Below are 19,978 nucleotides of genomic sequence, written 5' to 3'. Positions count from 1 at the left end.
CTGCCCGCCGGGTGGGGCTCAGCCGCCCTGCTCCGCCTTGGCCTCGGCGATCGCCTTCTCCAGCTCCTTGTGATCGGCCTTGAGCTGCTTCTTGAGGATCTTGTTCCCCCGCGACAACGCGGCGTCGACCCGGGCCTCCACGTCCTCGGCCGCGACGATCAGCACGGCGCTCTGGCCGCTGTCGAGCTCCTCCCCGAGCTCCTTGAGGTCCTTGCGGCTCACCCCGCCGACGACGTGCCCGGTGAGCGCGCCCAACACCAGCCCCCCGCCTGCGCCCCAGGCCAGCCCGGCGCCGATGACCACCGCCGGGAAGAGCGCGCTGATCGCGCCCACCGCGAGGCCGATGCCGAGCCCGGCGACCCCGCCCTGGATCACGGGCTGCTCGTGGCGCTTGACGATCTTGACCTTGCCGTCATCGCGGCGGGTGACGACTGCGGCGTCGTAGGTGTCCCCCAGGTTCCAGTCCTCGTAGAGGGTCCGCGCGGCGTCGTAGTCGGCGAGTGCGTCGTCGGTGTTGTCGTAGGTGTTGATGATGATCACGTAGGTGTCCAGTGGCATGACGTGGCTCCATCGCGGTCGTGAGGCGCTGAGATCAACACCTCTGCCACTTCATTCAAGGCCGCTCCCCAGGACCCGCAACCGGCCGACGGATCCCTGGGCGCGCACGCCGCCCCCCGGCCGACCCCGTGGCGCCGTCCCGGCGGATGGACTCCCGCGTCTTACCTGCACGTCTATGCGGGAATCGGGCTGGCGCGGGGCCTAGGCTGTCGCGCGCGCGGCGACGACGCTGGCGCACCATGGCGATGGCGGAGGTTTCCGTGAGTGAGTCCCCCGGCCCCGAGCGCACCACCCGCTCCGGCCGATTCTTCGATCGGTTCACCGAGCCGATCGCCGGGATGGCCCGCGACAAGATCGGGCAGGTCGAGGACAAGGTGCGCGCCTCGGTGCAAGCCGAGATCGACGTGGTCTCCCGCGCGGTGCGGGCCAAGGCCGTCGAGGTCCGCCCCAGCGCCCTCGCGTTCGCCGCCGCGGCGCTGCTCACCGTGCTGGGCGCCGCGCTGCTGCTCGGAGGAGCCGTGGTCGGCCTCGCGCACGTGGTGTGGCTCTGGCTGTCGTTCATCCTCGTCGGCGTGGCCGTCATCCTGCTCGCCGCGGCGTTCGCCGCCTGGGGTCGCAGCCACTTGCCGCAGCCGGCCCGGCTCGCCCCGCCGGCGCCGGACCCGGTCATCGAGGAGCAGGTCCACCCCTGGGCCGACTGAGGTCGTCCGGCGCGCTGAACGCGCGTGTCGGGCCTGTGACCAGCAGACTGGGGCATGGCACGCACGCCTGGTGCGGACGGAGGGTGAGTTCATGGTCACGGGATCGCAGCGCGAGACGGAGGATCGCCACTCGATCGGTCGGCTCGTCAGCCAACTGAGCGAGCAGGGCGCGCGCCTGGTGCGCGCGGAAATCGATCTCGCCAAGGCGGAGATGGCGGCGCGGGCGAAGCAGGCGGGCATCGGCATCGGCTTGCTCGTCGGCGCGGGGCTCTTCGGCTTCTTCGCCTTCGCGACCCTCATCGCCACGGCGGTGCTCGGCCTGGCGACCGCCCTCGACGCCTGGCTGGCCGCGCTGATCGTGGGGGTGGCGCTGCTGCTCATCACCGCGATCCTCGGCCTGCTCGGCAAGAACCGCCTGCAGGCTGGCATGCCGCCGACACCCGACTCCGCCAAGGAGAACCTGAAGCTCGACGTCGAGGCCGTCAAGGGAGGCATCCGGTCATGACCGACCCCAAGATCGCAGCGCTGGAGTCCGAGCTCCGCGCCACCCGCGAGCAGTTGGCCGCGACCGTGGACGAGCTCAGCACGCGGCTCGACCCGCGCCGGCAGGCGGCTGAGGCAGTCGAGAACAGCAAGCGCCTCGTGCACGAGGCCGTCGGCAATGACCCGCAGACGGACCCCGCCGCACGCAAGCGCGCCCGGGTGATCCTGGGGGTGGCGGGCGCCGCTGCTGGGCTGCTCGTCGCGGGGATCATCCGCAAGCTCTAGCGCGGTGGGATGGCCGGCCTGACCGGTCAACGCGGGCGAACCAGGCCGATTCCAGGTGCTGTGCGTGCCCGCGCGCCCCGAGAGCACGTCGCGTCACCTCGTGGTCCCCACCTGGGTGCGCGCCACCGCTGGAGGCCTCGCTGGCGACGTCGAAGCGGGTATCGCCCGGTCGCTGACGTGCCTGAATCAGGCGGCGACGTCGAACGACTGCCAGTGCGGCAGCCGAGCGTCGTGTGCCGTGGTGGCGTGCGTCACGTCAGCGTCCGGGGAATCATCCGAATGCCCACCGGGCACTCACACCGCGTCGCGTGATCGCTCCCTGAGCCAGGGAGCGATCAGCATGCGGACGAGATGGCAGCGCCTGGTGGACGGTGCGGCGCGCACATGCGCGGCGCCGAGAACGTCAGGCCTTGCCCTCGCGCGGCTGCGGGACACCGTTGAGGAGCTCGCGAACCTCGGACTCGCGGTACCGGCGGTGTCCGCCGAGCGTGCGGATCGACGAGAGCTTGCCCGCCTTCGCCCACCGCGTCACTGTCTTCGGGTCGACCCGGAACAGCGTCGCGACCTCGGATGGGGTGAGCAGGGCCTCGGACTCTGCGGGGTGTGCGGACATCGACTGCCTCCAGGTGGCGCACGGCCCGCGTTCCGGAACGTGTGTCCCGTGGGCCGTGCAGTCTCGTGTGCCGTGCTTCCGACCGAGGCGCCACCGCAGCGTCCGCAAGCGGAAGCCAGGTGATGCCCTGCCCCCTGCAGCGCTGTTGTCCAGCATGTCGTACCCGGTCGAAAGCCGCATAAGGTTCACGCCCTCTGCGGCTCTTTCTCACGAACGTCTCATGCAGACGGTGCGTATCGGTCACAACTAGAGTAATCCCTACCGTCCGGTCAGTGCAGCCCCAGGCCACTCCTTGGCCCCCAACCGGGCATCGACGCCCCCGCCCCTGGGCGCGAGTGGTCGGAATAGCAGCCGAGCATGTACCGTTGCCCCACGAAGAGACGATTCAGCACCCCGGGGCCGCACGTGTACGCACGGTGCCGCCCCGCATCCACGTAAGAGGGGGTCGATGCCATGGGGCGCGGCCGTCAGAAGGCTAAGCAGACGAAGGTTGCCCGGGAGCTGAAGTACTTCAGCCCGGAGACCAACTACCGAGCACTCGAGCAAGAGCTCACGTCGCGAGGCCACAACGATGTCGTGACCGACAGCCGCCGTGCTGTGGACACAGACGACGACGCGGACGGGTCGGGCGACTACCGCCCGTGGGCAGACGAGCGCTGACGCCTCCAGCGTCAGCGCATGGGCACGTCGCGATCCCCAAGAGCACGAGAGTGCTGGACGGGATCGCGACGCCACCGCCCACACGACGACACCGCCCACGCTGAGCCCTGTTGCGCTCAGCCCACCCAGTGGGCGGCACACGGCAATGGGCGACCCTGTGGGCCGCAACGCTCCAGGTTGAGCGCGCCACCCCGAGCCCGCACGCGCAGGCCCGGGGCGACACCCACCCGGTGAGTCAGACGGGGTCAGGCCGTCCGGTAGGCGCCCGTCATCCGCACAGCGCCTGCCTGCACACCCTTGGTGCCAGACACCAGCTCGGTCTCCAGCGCGTCGCGCAGGGCCTCCAGCGCCCTCACAGTGCCGAGCTCCCAGGCCGGGAGGCCCAGCTCGGCAGCGTGCGCCACAACCCCGTCCACGGCCTCTGGGGCCACGATCGCGACCATCCCCACGCCCAGGTTCAGCGTGTTCTCCAAGTCGCTCCACGGCACCCCGCCGAGCGTCCGGACCAGGTCGAAGACCGGCGGGAGCTGCCAGCTGTCACGCGCGACCTCGGCCACCAGGCCGGCGGGCAGCACCCGGGCGACGTTGGCCGCCAGCCCGCCACCCGTGACGTGCGAGAACGCGTGCACGCCGCCCGCGGCCCGCTCCACCAGCGCCAGGCAGTCAGACGCGTAGACCCGGGTCGGGACCAGCAGCTCCTCGCCGAGCGTGCGGCCCAGCTCCGGCACGTGCCGCTCGAGGCCCCAGCCGGCGACCTCGATCACCTTGCGCACCAGCGAGTAGCCGTTGGAGTGCAGGCCGCTGGATCCCAGCGCGATCAGCACGTCGCCCGAGCGCACCCGCTCCGGCCCCAGCAGCCCATCGGCCTCGACGACGCCCGTCGCCGCGCCGGCCACGTCGTACTCGTCCGGCCCGAGCAGCCCCGGGTGCTCAGCGGTCTCCCCGCCGACCAGCGCCGTCCCCGCGACCTCGCAGGCCGCCGCGATACCGCGCACGATGTCCGCGATCCGCTCCGGCACCACGCGGCCACAGGCGATGTAGTCGGTCATGAACAGCGGCTTCGCGCCCACCACGACGATGTCGTCCACGACCATGCCGACCAGGTCGAAGCCGATCGTGTCGTGGATGTCCATGGCCTGCGCGATGGCGACCTTGGTGCCGACCCCGTCCGTGGACGTGGCCAGCAGCGGGCGGCGGTAGCCCACCAGCGCCGACGCGTCGTACAGCCCGGCGAACCCGCCGAACCCGCCGATCACCTGCGGGCCGTGCGTCGCGCGCACGGCGTCCTTCATCAGCTCCACGGCCTTGTCGCCGGCGTGGGTGTCCACCCCGGCGGCGGCGTACGTGACGCCGGCGCCCTGCGGGGCGCTCACGGCTGTTCCAGGGCGGTCGCGCCACCCGCGGTGCTCATCAACGTTGACAGTCCATCCTCTGGGGCTCCCAGCGGGAGCTCGTTCTGCTCGAGCAACTGCTTGCCGAGCCGAGACTCGGGCGGAAGCTCGATGGGGTAATTGCCGCTGAAGCACGCGGTGCAGAGCTGCGACGCGGGCTGCTCGGTAGCCTCGATCATCGCCTCCTGGGAGATGTAGCCGAGGGAGTCGGCGCCCAGCGACGCGCCGATCTCCTCGACGCCCAAGCCGGTGGCGATGAGCTCGGCACGGGTCGCGAAGTCGATGCCGTAGAAGCAGGGCCACTTCACCGGCGGCGAGCTGATCCGCACGTGCACCTCGGCGGCCCCGGCCTCGCGGAGCATCCGGATCAGGGCGCGCTGCGTGTTGCCGCGGACGATCGAGTCGTCCACCACCACGAGCCGCTTGCCGCGGATGACCTCGCGCAGCGGGTTGAGCTTGAGCCGGATGCCGAGCTGGCGCAGGGTCTGCGACGGCTGGATGAACGTGCGACCCACATAGGCGTTCTTGGTCAGGCCCTGCCCGAACGGGATGCCCGACGCGGCCGCGTAGCCGACGGCGGCCGGGGTGCCGGACTCCGGCACGGGGATGACGAGGTCTGCCTCGACGGGGTGCTCGGCGGCGAGGCGGCGGCCCATCTCGACGCGCGCGGCGTGCACCGAGCGGCCGGCGATGGTCGTGTCGGGCCGGGCGAGGTAGACGTACTCGAACACGCACCCGGCGCGCTCCACGGGCGCGAAGCGCTGGGTGCGCAGCCCCTCGGAGTCGATCGCGATGAACTCGCCGGGCTCGACCTCGCGCACGTAGGACGCGCCGACGATGTCGAGGGCCGGGATCTCGCTGGCGACGACCCAGCCGCGCTCCAGGCGGCCCAGGACGAGCGGGCGCACCCCCTGCGGGTCGCGCGCCGCGTACAGGGTGTGCTCGTCCATGAAGACGAGGCTGAAGGCGCCCCGCAGGCGCGGCAGCACCTCGAGCGCCGTGGCCTCGAGGGTGTGGTCCGGGTCGCCTGCGAAGAGCGCGGTGATGAGCGCGGTGTCGGTGGTGTTGCCGCGGGCCAGCTCGCCGCGGCGCTGCGGGCCGTACCGCTCGGCGACCAGCTCGACGAGCTCGGCGCTGTTGGTGAGGTTCCCGTTGTGGCCCAGGGCCAGGGTGCCGGAGGCCGTGGCGCCCAGCGTGGGCTGCGCGTTCTCCCAGGTGCTGGCGCCGGTGGTGGAGTACCGCGTGTGCCCGATGGCCAGGTGGCCGGTCAGGGCGTTGAGCGCTGTCTCGTCGAAGACCTGCGAGACGAGGCCCATGTCCTTGTAGACCAGGAGCTGCTCGCCGTTGGAGGTCGCGATGCCCGCGGACTCCTGGCCGCGGTGCTGCAGCGCGTAGAGCCCGAAGTAGGTGAGTTTGGCGACCTCTTCACCCGGAGCCCAGACCCCGAAGACGCCACAGGCGTCTTGGGGGCCCTTCTCATCCGGTAGCAGGTCGTGGGTCAGGAGTCCGTCTCCGCGAAGGGCCACGCCACCATGGTTGCACACGTGCCCGACTGCCCGGCGCGACGATCCGGGACCCGGATCGTGCGCCCCGGACAGGCAGCACGAAGCCCCACGGGGCGGCCGGGAGCCAGGGCCGGCCCGTGGGGCTTCGGGACGGCTGGGGGCGCTGTGGGGCGCCCCCAGCCGGGGTTCACCTCGAGGTCATGACCCCGAGGAGTCGCTCACCTGGAGCGCGTCGCGCCGTCGCGAGACGACGACGAACACCAGGCCCGCCATGACCAGGACGACGGCCAGCAGGCCGAGCCCGAGGCCCATGCCCGTCGACGCGAGCCAGCCGCCGGGAGTGGTCGCCCCTGGCGTCGTGCCCGGCGCCCCCGGTGTGCCCGGCGTGCCCGGTGTGCCGGCGTCCGCGGCGGCGACGGTGAGGCTCGCCTCCACCAGGATCACGCCGTTGACCGCAGCACCGATCCGGTACACCCCGAACGGGGTGTCCGCCGGGACCTGGGCGGCCACGACGGCGGTGCCGTCGGCGCCGACCACCGCCGTGCCGATCGTCAGCCCCGGAGCGACGCGTACCCGAGCGGCACGCCTCTGGGCGCCACTGTCCTCTGCCGTCCCGTCGATGAGCTGGATCGTGACCTCGTCGCCGGGGGTGAAGCCGGCCAGCCGCACCTCGAACGCCCCGCCGGGCGCGACCGTGACGTCGCTGAGCGACATCGACGGCACGGGCTCCTGCGGGCCGACGGGCGGGTCGACCGCCTCGACGAGCTGGCCCACACCCCAGCGGGCGGTGGACTGGTAGCCCGCGCCTGTGGGGTCGGCCCAGTTGGTGATCCCGGTGCGGGCCCCGGCGGACGCGTCGTTGACCTGGAAGTCCAGGCCGTGGAACGTGGCCAGGCCACCCTCCCCGAGCAGGTCGACGGCGGCCTCGACCCGGTAGCCGGTGGCGGTCCGCACCACAGCGGACTCCAGGCGAGCCCTCTGGGCGCTCTCGTCACCCGTCCCGAACGAGACCACGTTGTCGGCGCTGATCCGGATCTGCGTGTCCTCGGCGCGGTAGCCGCCGTTCTTGTGGTTGCCCGCGTCGACGAAGAGCTCCACCGAGTCCTGGATCCACGGGTCGGAGCCCGTGACGTCCACGATCGGGTCGGTCACGTCCGCCAGGACGTACAGGGTGTCGCCCTTCCAGAGCGTGCGGACCTGCGCGATGGCGCCGCCCGTGCCCTGGACCTGCTTGTCCGTGGCGATGACGCCGGAGTCGGCCCACACGTCGTCGACCGCGCCGTCGATCGCCGGCGCCGTCGAAGCCTGCGCGACCTCGAGGTACGAGATCGGCTCCAGCAGCGTGAGCGTCCCCATCGCGCCCGGGGTGTTCCAGGCGCCCGTCGACGAGCCGTAGGCGACGCGGACGTCGAACTGGAGCGTGCTGCCCTCGACGGCCCCGTTGAGGGGCAGGTGCACGACGGCGACCCAGCCGCCGTCGACCTCCGTCGCGACGCCGTCGACGTCGCCACTGCCGTCCCGGTGGAAGGTGTGCGTGTCGTCTCCGACGACGAGCGTCACCTTGTCGGCAGCGTCCACGACGCCGTCGGCGACCTTCACGTACGCCGTGAGGTGGTCCGGCGCCCAACGGAGCTGGAACGCCGAGTTGTCGTCCACAGCGCGGAGCCGCAGACGGTCCCACTCGGGCGAGCTGGTCGCCTCCGGGGTGATTGCGACGTCGCCACCGAACACGTCCGCCGTGCGCAGGCGGGCCGGGAGCGAGGCCCCGGCGGCGCCGTAGTAGGCGGGCTTGGCCAGCAGCGCGTCGTTGAACACCAGGGGCGCGCCCGAGGAGTCCCGCCAGCTGCGTCCGTCCGTGAGGCCCCACACCGTGATCGAGAACAGCGAGCTCTCGTGGGCGCGGAACATCTCGAACGCGTCGCGGAAGTAGTAGCCCTGGTCGATCAGCCGCGCCTGGGTGACCGGGGTGCCGGTCGTCACGTCGAACTCGGTGACGGCCTGCGTCACGCCCATGCCCTCGAACCGCGTGATCGCGGACTCGAGCGCGGAGACCGGCATGTCGAGGTTCACGTGGAACTGGTGGCCCACGCCGTCCAGCGGCACGCCCCGCTCGAGCAGGCGCTCGACGAGGTCGAAGTACCGCTGCTGCTTGCCGCTCTGCTCGGTGTTGTAATCGTTGATGAACAGCGCCACCGGCCGGGCGGGGCCGCTCGCCGACGCGAACTCGTCGTTGAACGCCTCGTCCGCGTACTGGAACGCGAGGTCGATGTACTGCTCGCCGAGGATGCGGAACCACTCGCTGCGGCGCAGGCCGTCGGGGTTCTCCGCGCCGTCCGAGACGACCTCGTTGACGACGTCCCAGGCGACGAGCGGGTTGGTGGCCGAGCCGAACTCCCCGTACTCGTCGGACAGGTGCTCGGCGACGTTGAAGATGTGGTCGCGCAGCCGGTCCTTGAGGATCTGCTGTCCGGCCGGCGTGGCGGGAAGCGGCGCCCCGGCACTGTCCTGGAAGAACCAGTCGGGCGTCTGGCTGTGCCAGACGAGCACGTGCCCGTACATCCGCAGGTCGTTGTCCTGCGAGTACTTCATCAGCGCGTCGGCCTCGACGTGCGGGCTGAACGTGCCGTCCGCGGCGTACCAGGCCTCGGGCTTCATGTGGTTCTCGGCGGTGATCTGGTTGAAGTGGCGCAGCAGCAGGTCGCTGGCCGATCCGGTGGTCTCCCGACTGTCGATCGCGACGCCGAGCGGCACGCCCACCGAGTCCATCAGCGCCGGGAGGTCCTCGATGACACTGGGCGCCGGCTGCCGGATGGTGATGTCGTCGACGAGGAACGTCGAGGTGTTGCCCGCGGCGTTGTTCGCCCACTTCGTCTCGAAGTAGACGGACGCGGAGTCGGTGAACTGCGGCAGCGTGAACGTGCCCGTGACCTTGGTCCACCCGGTGGCCAGGCCCGTGAGCTGGACGAGGTTGGAGTACGTGGTGGTTCCGCCCGACGTCGTGGCGGAGCTGAAGGTCATGTCGCCCGGGTCGGACTCGAACTTGATCCACGCCTCGAGCTCGTACGTGGTCCCCGCGGTGAGGAGCCCCGACACGTCGAACGAGAGGCCCTGGCCCTGGGACACGCGGTCGCTCACGCGGGCCGCGTACGTGCTGTTGTGGCCGTCGGCGACGACGGCCACCGTCGGGGCGCCGTTGCCGTCGTCACGCGGGCCCCAGCCCTGAAGGGTGTTGTCCTCGAAGTCAGCCTGCAGCGACGGGGCCGCGGGCGCCGGGGCGCCGCCGACGGGCAGCGTGAAGGTCCAGCCGGCCGCGAGGCGCTCGGCGACGACAGCCTTCGTGGCGGCGACGGAGCCGGCGCGGGCGCCGCCACCGTCGTGCACGAGGACGATCTCGCCCGGCTTCATGGCCGCGCGGAGCCGCGTGGTGAGCAGGGTCTCATCCTGCGTCTCCCAGTCGGAGATCAAGTTGTCGACGGCCAGCGGCTGCATGCCGAGCGCGACGGCGACGGCCGAGGTCTGGCCCCAGCTGCCGTTGGGCGCCCGGAAGTACGGCACCTGCGCGTTGGGGTTGCCGAGCGCGGTGCGGATGATCTCGAGGTTCGCCATCAGGTCGGCCTGCGCCTGCTCCGGCGTCATGGAGCCCATGTCGGCGTACCCGGTGGAGTGGTTGCACAGCGTGTGGCCCTCACGGACCATGCGCTTGAGGATGTCGGCGCCGCCGGTGGCCTGGATGTTCTGGCCGATGACGCAGAACGTCGCCTGGACGTCGTTCGCGCCCAGGAAGTCCAGCAGGTCGGTCGTGTAGGCGCCGTTGGGGCCGTCGTCGAAGGTCAGCGCGGACACATTGCCCGTGCCGCGCGCGAGCTTGGAGGGCGCGAGCACCGGGGAGACGGCGCCGCCGGGCACGAAGGACGGGTCGATGACGATGCCACCGCCGGTGGCGGCCTTCGTGACGAGCACGTCGTCGAGCAGGAACCCGGGCGTGGACCCGGCCCACGAGCCGGCCTCGACCGCGAACTTGACCGTCGCCGCGTCCACCGCCGCGGGGAGCGTGTAGGAGCCGGAGACGGTGGTCCACGCGGTGGTGCTCAACGCCGCCGCGCCCACCGCCGTGTAGCTGCCGTCGTACATCGTGAACCGGCCCATGGCGTCGGCGTCAGCGTCGACGAGCTTGATGCGCGCCGACAGGGTGTAGGCCACCCCGTGCTCCAGCACGCCCTCGGCGGACCCGACCGAGTCCCAGGTGTTCGCCCGGCCCGTCACGCTCAGCGCTTTGCCGGCGCCTTCGGCGACGTAGGCGAGCGTGGGGCCGCCGCTCTGCTGGAGCGAGCCGAGGGTCTCGTCGTCGAAGTTCGCCGACAGCACCTCCACCGGCCCGGCGGCCTTCGCGGGGAGCGGTGGGGACCCCAACATCTGCGCGGACGCCACGCCGCCGATGACCAAACTAATTCCGAGAGTTCGCAGAAACCTGCGAGTTCCTTGAGTCCGACCCACGACGACGCTCCTTTGCGCATCCCGACACACGTATGTGACCTGGGAATCTACGCAGGAGGGGTCATCCGGACAAGGGTTCCGCAATATGTTCACCCGATCAACTATTGAGCCGCTCGGCGTGTCGCGAGCGAAGATCGTTCAGATGACATACGGAATCCCGTCCCGTCCCCGCGCCCGGCGCCGGGTCTGACCTGCGAGGACGCACAGCACAGAGCCCGCCGAACCGCCACGAACCCCGGAGAAGACGGGGAGGCAGGCGGCCCGACGGGCCCGGGACGACGCGGATCAGCGCTTGCGGCCACTACGCCGATCGAGGAGGACGGCGATCCCGCCGCCGACGAACGCCCCGAGGACGCCGAGCCCGAGGCCGATGAGGAACCTGACAGCACCGAGGCCGTCGAGGAACGAGATGAAGCCGGCGCCCTCCGAGCCGCGGGTGCCGTCCCCCGCGCTGAGCTGCACGAGCACGATCGCCACGACGATGCCCACGAGCGCGCCGACGGCCATGAAGGCGCTGACCTTGGGCGCCCGGCGCACCGTGGCGGGCGTCGCGATCCGGCGGAGCTCCGCCTCGCTGGGCACGGGCTTCGGGCCCTCGACCTCCGGCTCAGGCCGGGTGGGCGGCTCGGGCGGCGACGGCGGCGGGGTCTGGGGCTCGCCCTGCGCGGGCTGCTGGTCTGACACCTGACGATCGTAGGTCAGCAGGATCGTCGGACAGCGCGATCGTCGGACAGCGCCGCGTCGGCCTGCGCCGTCGCGGCGCCGGGTTCTCCCCGGCGCCGCGACGGCGAGACCTGCTCAGGACACCGTGCAGGGCGTCCCGCCGAGCGTGAACCCGGTGGGAGTGCCGGGCCCGGTGCGCGGCGCCGACGCGAGGAAGCCGAAGCTCACCGAGCGTCCTGGTCGCACGGTGCGGTTCCACGACTCGTTGCGCACCGTCACCTGGGCGCCGTGCTGCGTCAGCCGGCCGTTCCAGGCGTCGTAGACCCGCTCGCCCTTCGTGAACGTCCAGCCCAGCTCCCAGCCGTTCAGGGTGGCAGCCGAGTCGTTGGTGAGGGTGACGAGGGCGATGAACCCGCCCGGCCACAGCCCCGCCTTCCGGTAGGCGACGGTGCAGGTGGCCACGGGCGCCGCCTGCACCTGGACGGTCAGGGTGACGCTCGTGCCGGTGCCGGGCACTGTCGCGACGATGTCGACCGGCCCGGTCGTGGCCGTCGTGGGGATCGTCGCGGAGATCGACGCCCGTCCGACCTCGTCGGTGCCGTCGACGCGCGTCGGGTCGACGGGGAACGCGCCCGCCGCGACCCCGCCGACGGTGACGTCCACCGTCTGCGCCTGTGTCTCGCCGCCGCTGAACAGCAGTGACGACAGCTCGGCCGTGACCGTGCCGCCCGGCGCGTAGACGCCACCCGCGGGAGTGCTCGTCACGCGTGCGCCCACAGCCCGCTGGGCGAGGTCCGGGCCCACCGGCGAGGACGCCGCGAGGTAGTCCACGAAGGCCTGCAGGTCCACCCGCCCAGAGTCTCGGGCGCCCGCTCCCTGCGCGAGGGTGGCGAAGTTGTCGCCGCCCGACGCGAGGAACGAGTTCACCACGACGGTGTAGACCGCCGCCGGGTCCAGGGCCACGCCGTCGAGGGTGACCTGGGTGACGTGCTGCCCGGCGGGGGCCGTCGGGTCGTACACGTACTTCAGGCCCTGCGAGACGCCGAGCTTGAGGAACGGCCGGCTGGACCCTGCGGGCTGCCACTGCTCCTCGAGCACCTGGCGCACCTGCGCGCCCGTGAGCTGCGTGGTGACCAGGGTGTTCGCGAACGGCTGCACCGTCGCGGCCTCCCGGTAGGTGACGTTGCCGTCAGGGTCCCCGGCGCCGGTGGACGCGTAGCGCAGGTCCGCCCGCAGGCCGCCCGGGTTCATGAAGGCGATCTGCGCCCCGAGCTCGCGCGTCGACCACAGCTGCACGTCGGCCACCAGGTTCCCCAGGGTGGACTCGCCGCCCCGGTTCTCCGGCCCGTTCGCGTTCGTGGAGGTCGGGGTGTCACGCGCCCGGTTGAAGTCGGCCGCGATCGTGCCGAGCGACCGTGAGCCGAGCTCGCTCGCCGCCGCGACAGCGTCGGCGACCAGCGCGGCCACCGCCGGGTCGGCCGGGAACGCCGCCACCCCGCCCGGGGCCAGGCTGACGTTCTCCGCGTCGATGCCGGTGACCTCGCCAGTGGCCCGGTCCACGGTGAACGTGAGGTGGCCCAGCGCCTCGCCGTACTGGCTGGACTGGATCACGGGGCGGGTCAGGCCCTCCGCCCAGCCCTCGACGGGAAGCCGGTGCAGGTACCGCTGGTGGGTGTGGCCGCCGACGATGGCGTCGACCTCGCCGCTGACCTGCGTGGCGATCCGGCCGAACGCCGAGTCGTCGGTGACGTCCGCGAGGTCAGTCCCCGCGGCGCCCTCGTGCACCAGCAGCACGATGACATCCGCCTCGCCGTTGGCCGGGTCGCCGTCGGTGAGCCCGGCGGCGACGCGGTTGACCTCGGCGACCACCGGGCGCACCTCGAGCGAGGCGATGCCCGCCGGGGTGACGAGTGTGGGCAGGTCCTCGGTGATGGCGCCGATGAAGCCGACGGTCACGCCGTCGACGTCGCTCAGCGCGTACTCGTCGAACGCGGGCGCGCCCGTGGCCCGGTCGTAGAGGTTGGCCGCCAGCCACGGGAAGTCCGTGCTGGGGATGACGCGATCGTCCATGTCCGCGCGGCCCTGATCGAGCTCATGGTTGCCGAGGGCGGACGCGTCCACACCGATCAGGTCGAGGAAGTCGAGCGTCGGGGTGTCCTGCTGGACGAAGGACGTGAACGTGGACGCCCCGATCGAGTCGCCCGCCGAGGCGACCAGCGTCGCCGGGTTCTGCGCCCGGAACGCCTCGATGGCGCCCGCGACGACGGCGGCGCCCGCCACCGGGCTGGTGCCGCCGCCCGCCTCGAGCCGGCCGTGGAAGTCGTTGAAAGTCAGCAGGTCGATGGTGGCCGTGCCGGTGGCCGGACCACCCCCGGCGTCGAGGCCGAGCAGCACCGGGTCGTGGTCGGAGGATCGGTACACCGACGCCGCGTCAGCCCACGGCCGCGTGTACTCCAGGCCCAGCCACTCGGGCGCGTTGATGGTCCACACATCCGCCCCGGTGACCCGCTCGGCGAAGGACGGCGTGCCGATCGCGTGGTCCAGCGAGCCGAGCTCCCCGTCGAACGTGTAGGTGTCCTCCCGCGGCGCCAGCGTGGCGACGAGGTCGACCCACCCGGCGTCGGCGAAGACCTGCACCGGGTCCTCCTGGCCGTAGGAGTTCAGGTCGCCGAGCACCACCACGTCGTCGGATCCGCTGCTCGCCCGCAGCTCGTCCGCGAAGGCCACGACTGCCTGCGCCTGCGCGATCCGGTCGGCGTTGAAGAACCCCTGGCCGTCGGCGGGCTGCGTGCCGGATCCGCTCTTGGACTTGAAGTGGTTGGCGATCACCGTGAACGGCTCGGCCTTCCCCGCGCCGCCCGCGACCGTCGGGACGAACGTCTGCGCGATGGGCTCGCGCGCGTTGCCCCACACCGTCTCGTCGACCTGGGTGGCGCTGTCGCCCACCGGGGTCGCCGCCGCGGGGCGGTAGATGATCGCGCTCTGGATGACGTCGGTGGCGGGCGCTCCCGGCCCGACGAGCGCCTTGGGAGTCGGCACATACGCCCACTCCTCGGCGCCGGCTGCGTCGTTGAGGCCGGCCACCAGGTCCGCGAGCGCCACATCGGGCGTCCCGTCGCCGAACTGCGTGGAGTTCTCGATCTCCTGCAGGGCGACCACGTCGGCGCCGAGCCCGGTGATCGCCGCGACGATCTTGGACCGCTGCACGGCGAACTGCGCCGCGGTGGCGGCCCCTCGGGCGTCCGGGTCCACCGATGTCAGGGTGGTGAAGTAGTTCAGCACGTTGAAGGCGCCCACCTGCAGGTCGCCGCCGACGGCCTCGGGCGCCGCCGGGCGCTCGGCGCCGGTGAAGGCGGCCTTCTGGGCAGCCGGGGTGCTCGCGTCGATCGGCAGCGTCGGGTGCAGCCGCCAGTCGTCGAAGCCGTAGCTCAGCACATACGGCGCCTGCGGCCAGGCGACGGCCGCGCCATTGCGGACCGGCGCCTCGGGCGTGGCGTACGGCTGGGCCGTGGGGTCGCTCAGGGTGACGTTGCGGCCATCGTCGAGCAACAGCCGACGGGCGAGGTTCTGCGCGGTGAGCGCCTGCGCCTCGGGGCCGGGACGCAGCACGTCAGTCGCCTTGACGGGCAGCTCGTCGCCCGCCGCGAGCCACACCGTGCCGAAGTTGAGGAGCTGGTGGGTGGACGTCACCCGGTAGTCGCCCTGCGGGACGACGAGCATGCCCTCGGCCTGCTCGCGGTCCGCGCCGAGCAGTGTCGCGGGCAGCTCGGTGGGCAGCGGCGGGGTGGCGTCGCCCCCGACGACGGCGACGGTGGCGCCGACGGTGGACGTGCCGATCTGGGTGAGCCCGAAGTACTCGGAGACCGTGCCGGTGACGCTCACGGCGTCGCCGAGCACCGCGTCGGTCGTGCCCGCGCGCAGGAAGACGAAGACGCCGTCGGAGGCCCCTGGCGTCGCGTCCTCCGCGCCGCCCGAGCCTGCCGTCTGCACGTACAGCCCGCGGTAGCCCGAGGCGCGGTGGTCGGCGGTGACGACGCCCTCGACTGTCACCTCCTGGCCGACGAGCGGCGACGCGGCGCCGGTTCCCTGGACCTCGGCGATGGTGTGCGTCGCGGCGAGGGCGGCGACGGCCTCGTCGGCGGACGCGGCCGTCGAGCCGTCAGGCGCCGGATCGGCGGACGCGGGAAGCGCCCCGACCACGAGGGCCAGGGCGCTGAGGGTGGAGACGGGGAGCAGAAGGCGCTTGGTGTGGCGCCGTGGGGTGAGCATCGGACGGTCCTCCTTGGCCGAGCCATGCCGTCGGTGCGGGTGGCACCTGGCGTGCTCGCACGCTAAACCCGGCGAATCGCCCACCGCTACCCCAGAACGGACTGGTCGGTAACTCGTCACCAAGCGGTGACCCGCACGTCATCGAGACGACATGCCCCGGCCACCTGGCGCGCTGGTCAGCCGCGTCGGCGCGTCGCCTGCAACGGCAGCCAGGCCGCCAGGTCCGCGCGCTCGCCCGAGGCCGAGACCCTGCCCGCGGCGACCGCGTCCTCCCACGCGAGCTCGCCGGTCGCGAGCCCCAGCCACGTCTGCGCGTCGGTCTCCACCACGTTCGGCGGGGTGCCCCGCGTGTGGCGTGGCCCCTCGATGGCCTGCACGGCGCCGTCGGGCGGCACCCGCACCTCCACCGAGCGCCCCGGAGCCACGTCCGCCAACTCCTCAAGCGTGAACCGCACGGCCATCCGGCGCACCGCCACCGGCACGTCCCCACCAGCGTCGCGCCACTGCCACACGGCCTCGCGCCCCAGCGCCGGATCGGTCCGCCGTCTCACACCCATGGCTCGATCATGCCCGAGGGCGGCGGCCCCTCTCACCGGGCGCCATGGGCCGCTGACCGCTGGCGCGGCGCGCTCTGGCCGATACGGGGGGAAACTGGGGGAATCGCAGGTTCCACAAGCGATCAGGGGGCGCATCATGGCCAGCACACCACCCGTGGCGGGCGCTGCGGGCTCCACCACGTCGGTCCAGAGCCGGGTGGTCACATCAGGGTCCGGGCGGCGTTGGCTCGCCGTCCTGCGGATCGCGACGGGGTTCATCTTCCTGTGGGCGTTCCTCGACAAGACGTTCGGGCTGCACTACAGCACCGGGGCGCCTGTCGAGGGGGGCACGCCATCGGTGGCCTGGATCGACGGCGGGACGCCCAGCCAGGGCTTCATGAAGTTCGCGGCGGTGGGACCGTTCGCGGACTTCTTCGGGTCGATCGCGAGCACCTTCACCGACTGGCTGTTCATGGCGGCCCTGCTGGGCATCGGCATCGGGCTCATGGCCGGCGTCGCGCTGCGGATCACCGCCGTGGCGGGCACCATCCTCATGCTGTGCATGTGGGCGGCCGAGTGGCCGCCGCTGGAGGGCTCGAGCAACCCGGTCGTCGACTACCACGTCATCTACGCACTCGTGATGATCGTCTGCGCTGTGCTCTACGCGGGCGACACCTGGGGCCTGGGCCGCTGGTGGGGCTCGCTGGTGGGCCGCCAACACTGGCTCCGCTGACCCGCCGTGCCGCCGGCCAACGGCACGGCGGGACTGCCGACAGGCGTCGGCCGGCCTGATCCGCAGGGAAGAGGCCGACCGACGCCCGTCAGGAGCGCCCGCTCATCGGCGGGCGCCCCCGATCACCAGCGGGCGTTGCGCGCCATCTCGAGCGCGATCTCCGGCCACCACTGACCGGCGGCGGGGCCGCCGTTGCAGGCGCCATCGCTCTCACCGGGCAGCTTCACCCAGAGCAGCGCGTCGAGAGCGCCGCTGCCCACGCGCGCCGGCCGCTCGCCGAGCGCGCGCCCACGCGGGTTGCACCACTCGCCATTGGAGCCGTTGCCGTTGCGCGAGGTGTCGATGACGAACGTCTTGCCACCCGTCAGGCCGGAGATGGTCTGGCCGTAGGACCGCGAGGCGTCAGTCGTCTGGTAGTTCGAGGTGTTGAGCGCGAAGCCCACCGCGTGCTCGAAGCCCACCAGGTTGAGGCGGCGCGCCGCCTCCGCAGTGCCGAGCCAGCCCGAGTGGCCGACGTCGAGGTACACGCGGGCGCCCTTGAGGGTCAGGGCCTTCGCGGCGTACTTCAGGTACCCGACGCGGTCGCCCTGGCCGCTGCAGTCCCCGAGCTGGGCGAGCGCGTCCGGCTCCAGGACGACCCACGGGTTGCCCTGGATGCCCGCGGCGACGGTGTCGATCCACCGCGCGTACTCGCTCTCGGCGACGCCGCCGCCCGAGTGCGAGCCGCAGTCGCGGCCCGGGATCGCGTAGATGACCAGCACCGGCGTCTTGCCGGCGGCCACGGCCCGCGAGGTGTAGTCACGGACACCCGCCTGCGCGTCGGCGGGGGCGTCCCAGTCGCCGACCCAGTAGGCCTGCGGCGTCTGCGCGATCTTGTTGAGCAGCGTCTTGGTGTCCCCTGACGCGGCTGCGGCGGCGCGGTACGCCTGGGTGTCGGTGTCGACGTAGAAGTCGCCGGTCTGGGGCGGCGGCGTCGTGGGATTGGTGGTGGGCGTCACCGTCGGCGTGACGGTGGGCGTCACGGTGGGGCTGACCGTCGGGGTGGGCGCCACTGTCGTGGGATTCGACGTGGGCGCCGTGCCGGTGCAGGTGGTGCCGTTGACCCGGAAGGAGCTGGGGATCGGGTTCGACCCGCTCCAGGAACCGTTGAACCCGAAGCTCGCGCGGGCGCCGGTGGCGACCGCGCCGTTCCACGGCAGGCTCGTGACGGTGACGTTCGCGCCGCTCTGAGTGAGGGCGCCGTTCCAGAGTTGCGAGATCTTCTGCCCGGCGCCGTAGGTCCAGTCGACAGTCCAGGACGTGAGCGGGTCACCGAGGTTGGTGACCGTCACGTTCGCGCCGAAGCCGGTGGGCCACTGGTTGGTGATCGCGTAGTCGACGCGACAGGCGGGTGCGGCCTGTGCCGCGGTGGCCGAGACCAGGCCGATGCCGGTCACGGTGAGCAGGCTCGCACTCAGCAGCGCTGCGGCCTTCCTGCGGTGGGACATGCGTCTCTCCATCGTTCGGGGGCGCGACCGACGTGACGGCGATGTGCACGGGGTCGCGAGTGTCGGGACGACACAACCCGGTCAGCGTCGCCAGCGCCAGAAGGTGAGCGCTTTCTGTTCCGCCCTAAACGATTCGGAGCGCGGTGCGGCCCACGAACGACGAAGCCCCCGCCGACCAGGAGGTCGAGGCGGGGGCTCCGAGGGCAGTGGAGGTGTGCGGGTCAGATAACCCCGAGCGCCAGCATCGCGTCGGCCACCTTGGTGAAGCCCGCGATGTTCGCGCCCATCACGTAGTTGCCCGGGTGCCCGTACTCGTCGGCGGTGTACGCGCAACGGTCGTGGATACCGGACATGATCGCCGAGAGGCGGTCCTCGGTGTAGTCGAAGGACCACGCGTCACGGCTCGCGTTCTGCTGCATCTCCAGGGCGGACGTCGCGACACCGCCGGCGTTCGCGGCCTTGCCCGGCGCGAACAGCACGCCGGCGTCCTGGAACATCGCCACCGCGTCCGGGGTGGTCGGCATGTTCGCGCCCTCGGCCACCGCGATCACGCCGGAGTCGATCAGCTGGCGCGCGTCAGACCCGTCGAGCTCGTTCTGCGTGGCGCAGGGCAGCGCCACGTCGGCCTGGATGTCCCACACCCGCACGCCCGGGCGGAACACAGCCCCGGCGCCACGGCGCTCGGCGTACACGGAGATCGGGCGGCGCTCGACCTCCTTGATCTGCTTGAGCAGCGCGACGTCGATGCCCTTCTCGTCCACGACCGAGCCGGTCGAGTCCGAGCACGCCACGACGTTCGCGCCGAGCTGCTGGGCCTTGTCGATCGCGTAGATCGCGACGTTGCCGGAGCCCGACACCACGACCCGGCGCCCGTCGAGCGACAGGCCGCGGGTGCGCAGCATGTCCTGTGCGAACAGCACCGTGCCGTAGCCGGTGGCCTCGGTGCGGACCAGCGAGCCGCCCCACGAGACGCCCTTGCCCGTGAGCACACCCGACTCGTAGCGGTTGGTGATGCGCTTGTACTGGCCGAACAGGTAGCCGATCTCGCGTCCGCCCACGCCGATGTCGCCGGCCGGGACGTCCGTGTACTCGCCGATGTGGCGGTACAGCTCCGTCATGAACGACTGGCAGAAGCGCATGACCTCGCCGTCGGACTTGCCACGCGGGTCGAAGTCGGAGCCGCCCTTGCCGCCGCCGATGGGCATGCCCGTGAGGGAGTTCTTGAAGATCTGCTCGAAGCCGAGGAACTTCACGATGCCGAGGTACACCGACGGGTGGAAGCGCAGGCCGCCCTTGTACGGGCCGAGCGCCGAGTTGAACTCCACCCGGAACCCGCGGTTGCTCTGCACGTGGCCCTTGTCGTCCACCCACGGCACCCGGAAGATGATCTGCCGCTCAGGCTCGCAGATGCGCTCGAGCACCGCCGCGTCCACGTACTGCGGGTTCTTGTGCAGCACCGGGCCGAGACTGTCGAACACCTCGCGGACAGCCTGGTGAAACTCCAGCTCCCCGGGGTTGCGGTGTAGCACCTGCTCCAGGACCGACTCGAGCTGAACCTTCACGATCATGCCTCCACAGCGTTCGTACCCACGGCACACAA

General features: G+C 72.0%; 15 protein-coding genes. 5 read left to right on the top strand and 10 right to left on the bottom strand.

The window, feature by feature from the left end:
- Positions 1-18 precede the first annotated feature (18 nt).
- Entirely contained in the window at positions 19-558 is a 540-nt protein-coding gene (locus tag QUV83_RS06750; protein ID WP_289563425.1) for a DUF1269 domain-containing protein, read from the bottom strand.
- A gap of 260 nt (positions 559-818) precedes the next feature.
- Between QUV83_RS06750 and QUV83_RS06745 the strand changes: the two genes are divergently transcribed.
- The 3 genes from QUV83_RS06745 to QUV83_RS06735 all read left to right on the top strand — a co-directional run bounded on the left by QUV83_RS06745 (position 819) and on the right by QUV83_RS06735 (position 2,027).
- Positions 819-1,259 (top strand): phage holin family protein, encoded by a 441-nt coding sequence (locus tag QUV83_RS06745; protein ID WP_289563424.1) that lies wholly within the window; start codon positions 819-821, stop codon positions 1,257-1,259.
- Between the two features lie 91 nt (positions 1,260-1,350).
- Positions 1,351-1,764, top strand: coding sequence for a phage holin family protein (locus QUV83_RS06740; RefSeq protein WP_289563423.1), 414 nt, complete (start codon positions 1,351-1,353; stop codon positions 1,762-1,764).
- On the top strand, positions 1,761-2,027 hold the full coding sequence (locus QUV83_RS06735) for a DUF3618 domain-containing protein (RefSeq protein ID WP_289563422.1): 267 nt from the start codon (positions 1,761-1,763) through the stop codon (positions 2,025-2,027). Before QUV83_RS06740 ends, QUV83_RS06735 begins: the two co-directional genes overlap by 4 nt.
- Before the next feature lie 403 nt (positions 2,028-2,430).
- On the opposite strand, the gene QUV83_RS06730 is transcribed toward QUV83_RS06735, so the two are convergent.
- Positions 2,431-2,640, bottom strand: coding sequence for a BldC family transcriptional regulator (locus QUV83_RS06730; RefSeq protein ID WP_066586452.1), 210 nt, complete (start codon positions 2,638-2,640; stop codon positions 2,431-2,433).
- Positions 2,641-3,093: 453 nt separating this feature from the next.
- Between QUV83_RS06730 and QUV83_RS06725 the strand changes: the two genes are divergently transcribed.
- Complete coding sequence (locus QUV83_RS06725; RefSeq protein ID WP_066586455.1) at positions 3,094-3,300, top strand: DUF3073 domain-containing protein; 207 nt, start codon at positions 3,094-3,096, stop codon at positions 3,298-3,300.
- A 245-nt stretch (positions 3,301-3,545) separates the two neighbouring features.
- Here QUV83_RS06725 and purM read toward each other — a convergent pair whose 3' ends face one another.
- The 6 genes from purM to QUV83_RS06695 form a co-directional block, all read right to left on the bottom strand.
- The gene (purM, locus tag QUV83_RS06720) at positions 3,546-4,673 is read right to left on the bottom strand and encodes a phosphoribosylformylglycinamidine cyclo-ligase (RefSeq protein WP_289563421.1); all 1,128 of its coding nucleotides are present in this window, start codon (positions 4,671-4,673) and stop codon (positions 3,546-3,548) included.
- Positions 4,670-6,217, bottom strand: a complete 1,548-nt coding sequence (gene purF, locus QUV83_RS06715) for an amidophosphoribosyltransferase (RefSeq protein ID WP_289563420.1) — start codon at positions 6,215-6,217, stop codon at positions 4,670-4,672. The genes purM and purF overlap by 4 nt, the downstream gene beginning before the upstream one ends.
- A gap of 177 nt (positions 6,218-6,394) precedes the next feature.
- The gene (locus tag QUV83_RS06710; protein WP_289563419.1) at positions 6,395-10,624 is read right to left on the bottom strand and encodes an endo-1,4-beta-xylanase; all 4,230 of its coding nucleotides are present in this window, start codon (positions 10,622-10,624) and stop codon (positions 6,395-6,397) included.
- 351 nt (positions 10,625-10,975) lie between these two features.
- On the bottom strand, positions 10,976-11,374 hold the full coding sequence (locus tag QUV83_RS06705; protein ID WP_289563418.1) for a histidine kinase: 399 nt from the start codon (positions 11,372-11,374) through the stop codon (positions 10,976-10,978).
- Positions 11,375-11,488: 114 nt separating this feature from the next.
- Positions 11,489-15,622 carry an ExeM/NucH family extracellular endonuclease gene (locus QUV83_RS06700; RefSeq protein WP_289563417.1) on the bottom strand — a complete coding sequence of 1,378 codons (4,134 nt, stop codon included), beginning with the start codon at positions 15,620-15,622 and terminating at the stop codon, positions 11,489-11,491.
- A gap of 176 nt (positions 15,623-15,798) precedes the next feature.
- Positions 15,799-16,179 carry a sterol carrier family protein gene (locus QUV83_RS06695; RefSeq protein ID WP_289563416.1) on the bottom strand — a complete coding sequence of 127 codons (381 nt, stop codon included), beginning with the start codon at positions 16,177-16,179 and terminating at the stop codon, positions 15,799-15,801.
- A gap of 136 nt (positions 16,180-16,315) precedes the next feature.
- On the opposite strand from QUV83_RS06695, the gene QUV83_RS06690 reads away from it, so the two are divergent.
- The gene (locus QUV83_RS06690; protein WP_289563415.1) at positions 16,316-16,891 is read left to right on the top strand and encodes a DoxX family protein; all 576 of its coding nucleotides are present in this window, start codon (positions 16,316-16,318) and stop codon (positions 16,889-16,891) included.
- A gap of 122 nt (positions 16,892-17,013) precedes the next feature.
- Here the strand turns inward: QUV83_RS06690 and QUV83_RS06685 are convergent, their stop codons facing one another.
- Positions 17,014-18,378 (bottom strand): glycoside hydrolase family 6 protein, encoded by a 1,365-nt coding sequence (locus tag QUV83_RS06685; protein ID WP_289563414.1) that lies wholly within the window; start codon positions 18,376-18,378, stop codon positions 17,014-17,016.
- A gap of 221 nt (positions 18,379-18,599) precedes the next feature.
- Positions 18,600-19,946, bottom strand: coding sequence for an NADP-specific glutamate dehydrogenase (gdhA, locus tag QUV83_RS06680; RefSeq protein ID WP_436231892.1), 1,347 nt, complete (start codon positions 19,944-19,946; stop codon positions 18,600-18,602).
- Positions 19,947-19,978 lie beyond the last annotated feature (32 nt).

Origin of the sequence: Cellulomonas cellasea (assembly GCF_030372105.1) — a bacterium.
GTDB classification, from domain to species: Bacteria; Actinomycetota; Actinomycetes; order Actinomycetales; family Cellulomonadaceae; genus Cellulomonas_A; species Cellulomonas_A cellasea_A.
Note: the sequence above shows the minus strand (reverse complement) of the source record. Positions and strands in the feature narration are given on the sequence as shown.

Excerpts from the sequence above, each read along its gene's own strand:
- QUV83_RS06750 (WP_289563425.1), bottom strand. The coding sequence starts at position 558 with ATGCCACTGGACACCTACGTGATCATCATCAACACCTACGACAACACC.
- QUV83_RS06740 (WP_289563423.1), top strand. The coding sequence starts at position 1,351 with ATGGTCACGGGATCGCAGCGCGAGACGGAGGATCGCCACTCGATCGGT.
- QUV83_RS06735 (WP_289563422.1), top strand. The coding sequence starts at position 1,761 with ATGACCGACCCCAAGATCGCAGCGCTGGAGTCCGAGCTCCGCGCCACC.
- QUV83_RS06730 (WP_066586452.1), bottom strand. The coding sequence starts at position 2,640 with ATGTCCGCACACCCCGCAGAGTCCGAGGCCCTGCTCACCCCATCCGAG.
- QUV83_RS06725 (WP_066586455.1), top strand. The coding sequence starts at position 3,094 with ATGGGGCGCGGCCGTCAGAAGGCTAAGCAGACGAAGGTTGCCCGGGAG.
- QUV83_RS06700 (WP_289563417.1), bottom strand. The coding sequence starts at position 15,622 with ATGCTCACCCCACGGCGCCACACCAAGCGCCTTCTGCTCCCCGTCTCC.
- QUV83_RS06695 (WP_289563416.1), bottom strand. The coding sequence starts at position 16,179 with ATGGGTGTGAGACGGCGGACCGATCCGGCGCTGGGGCGCGAGGCCGTG.
- QUV83_RS06690 (WP_289563415.1), top strand. The coding sequence starts at position 16,316 with ATGGCCAGCACACCACCCGTGGCGGGCGCTGCGGGCTCCACCACGTCG.
- QUV83_RS06685 (WP_289563414.1), bottom strand. The coding sequence starts at position 18,378 with ATGTCCCACCGCAGGAAGGCCGCAGCGCTGCTGAGTGCGAGCCTGCTC.
- gdhA (WP_436231892.1), bottom strand. The coding sequence starts at position 19,946 with ATGATCGTGAAGGTTCAGCTCGAGTCGGTCCTGGAGCAGGTGCTACAC.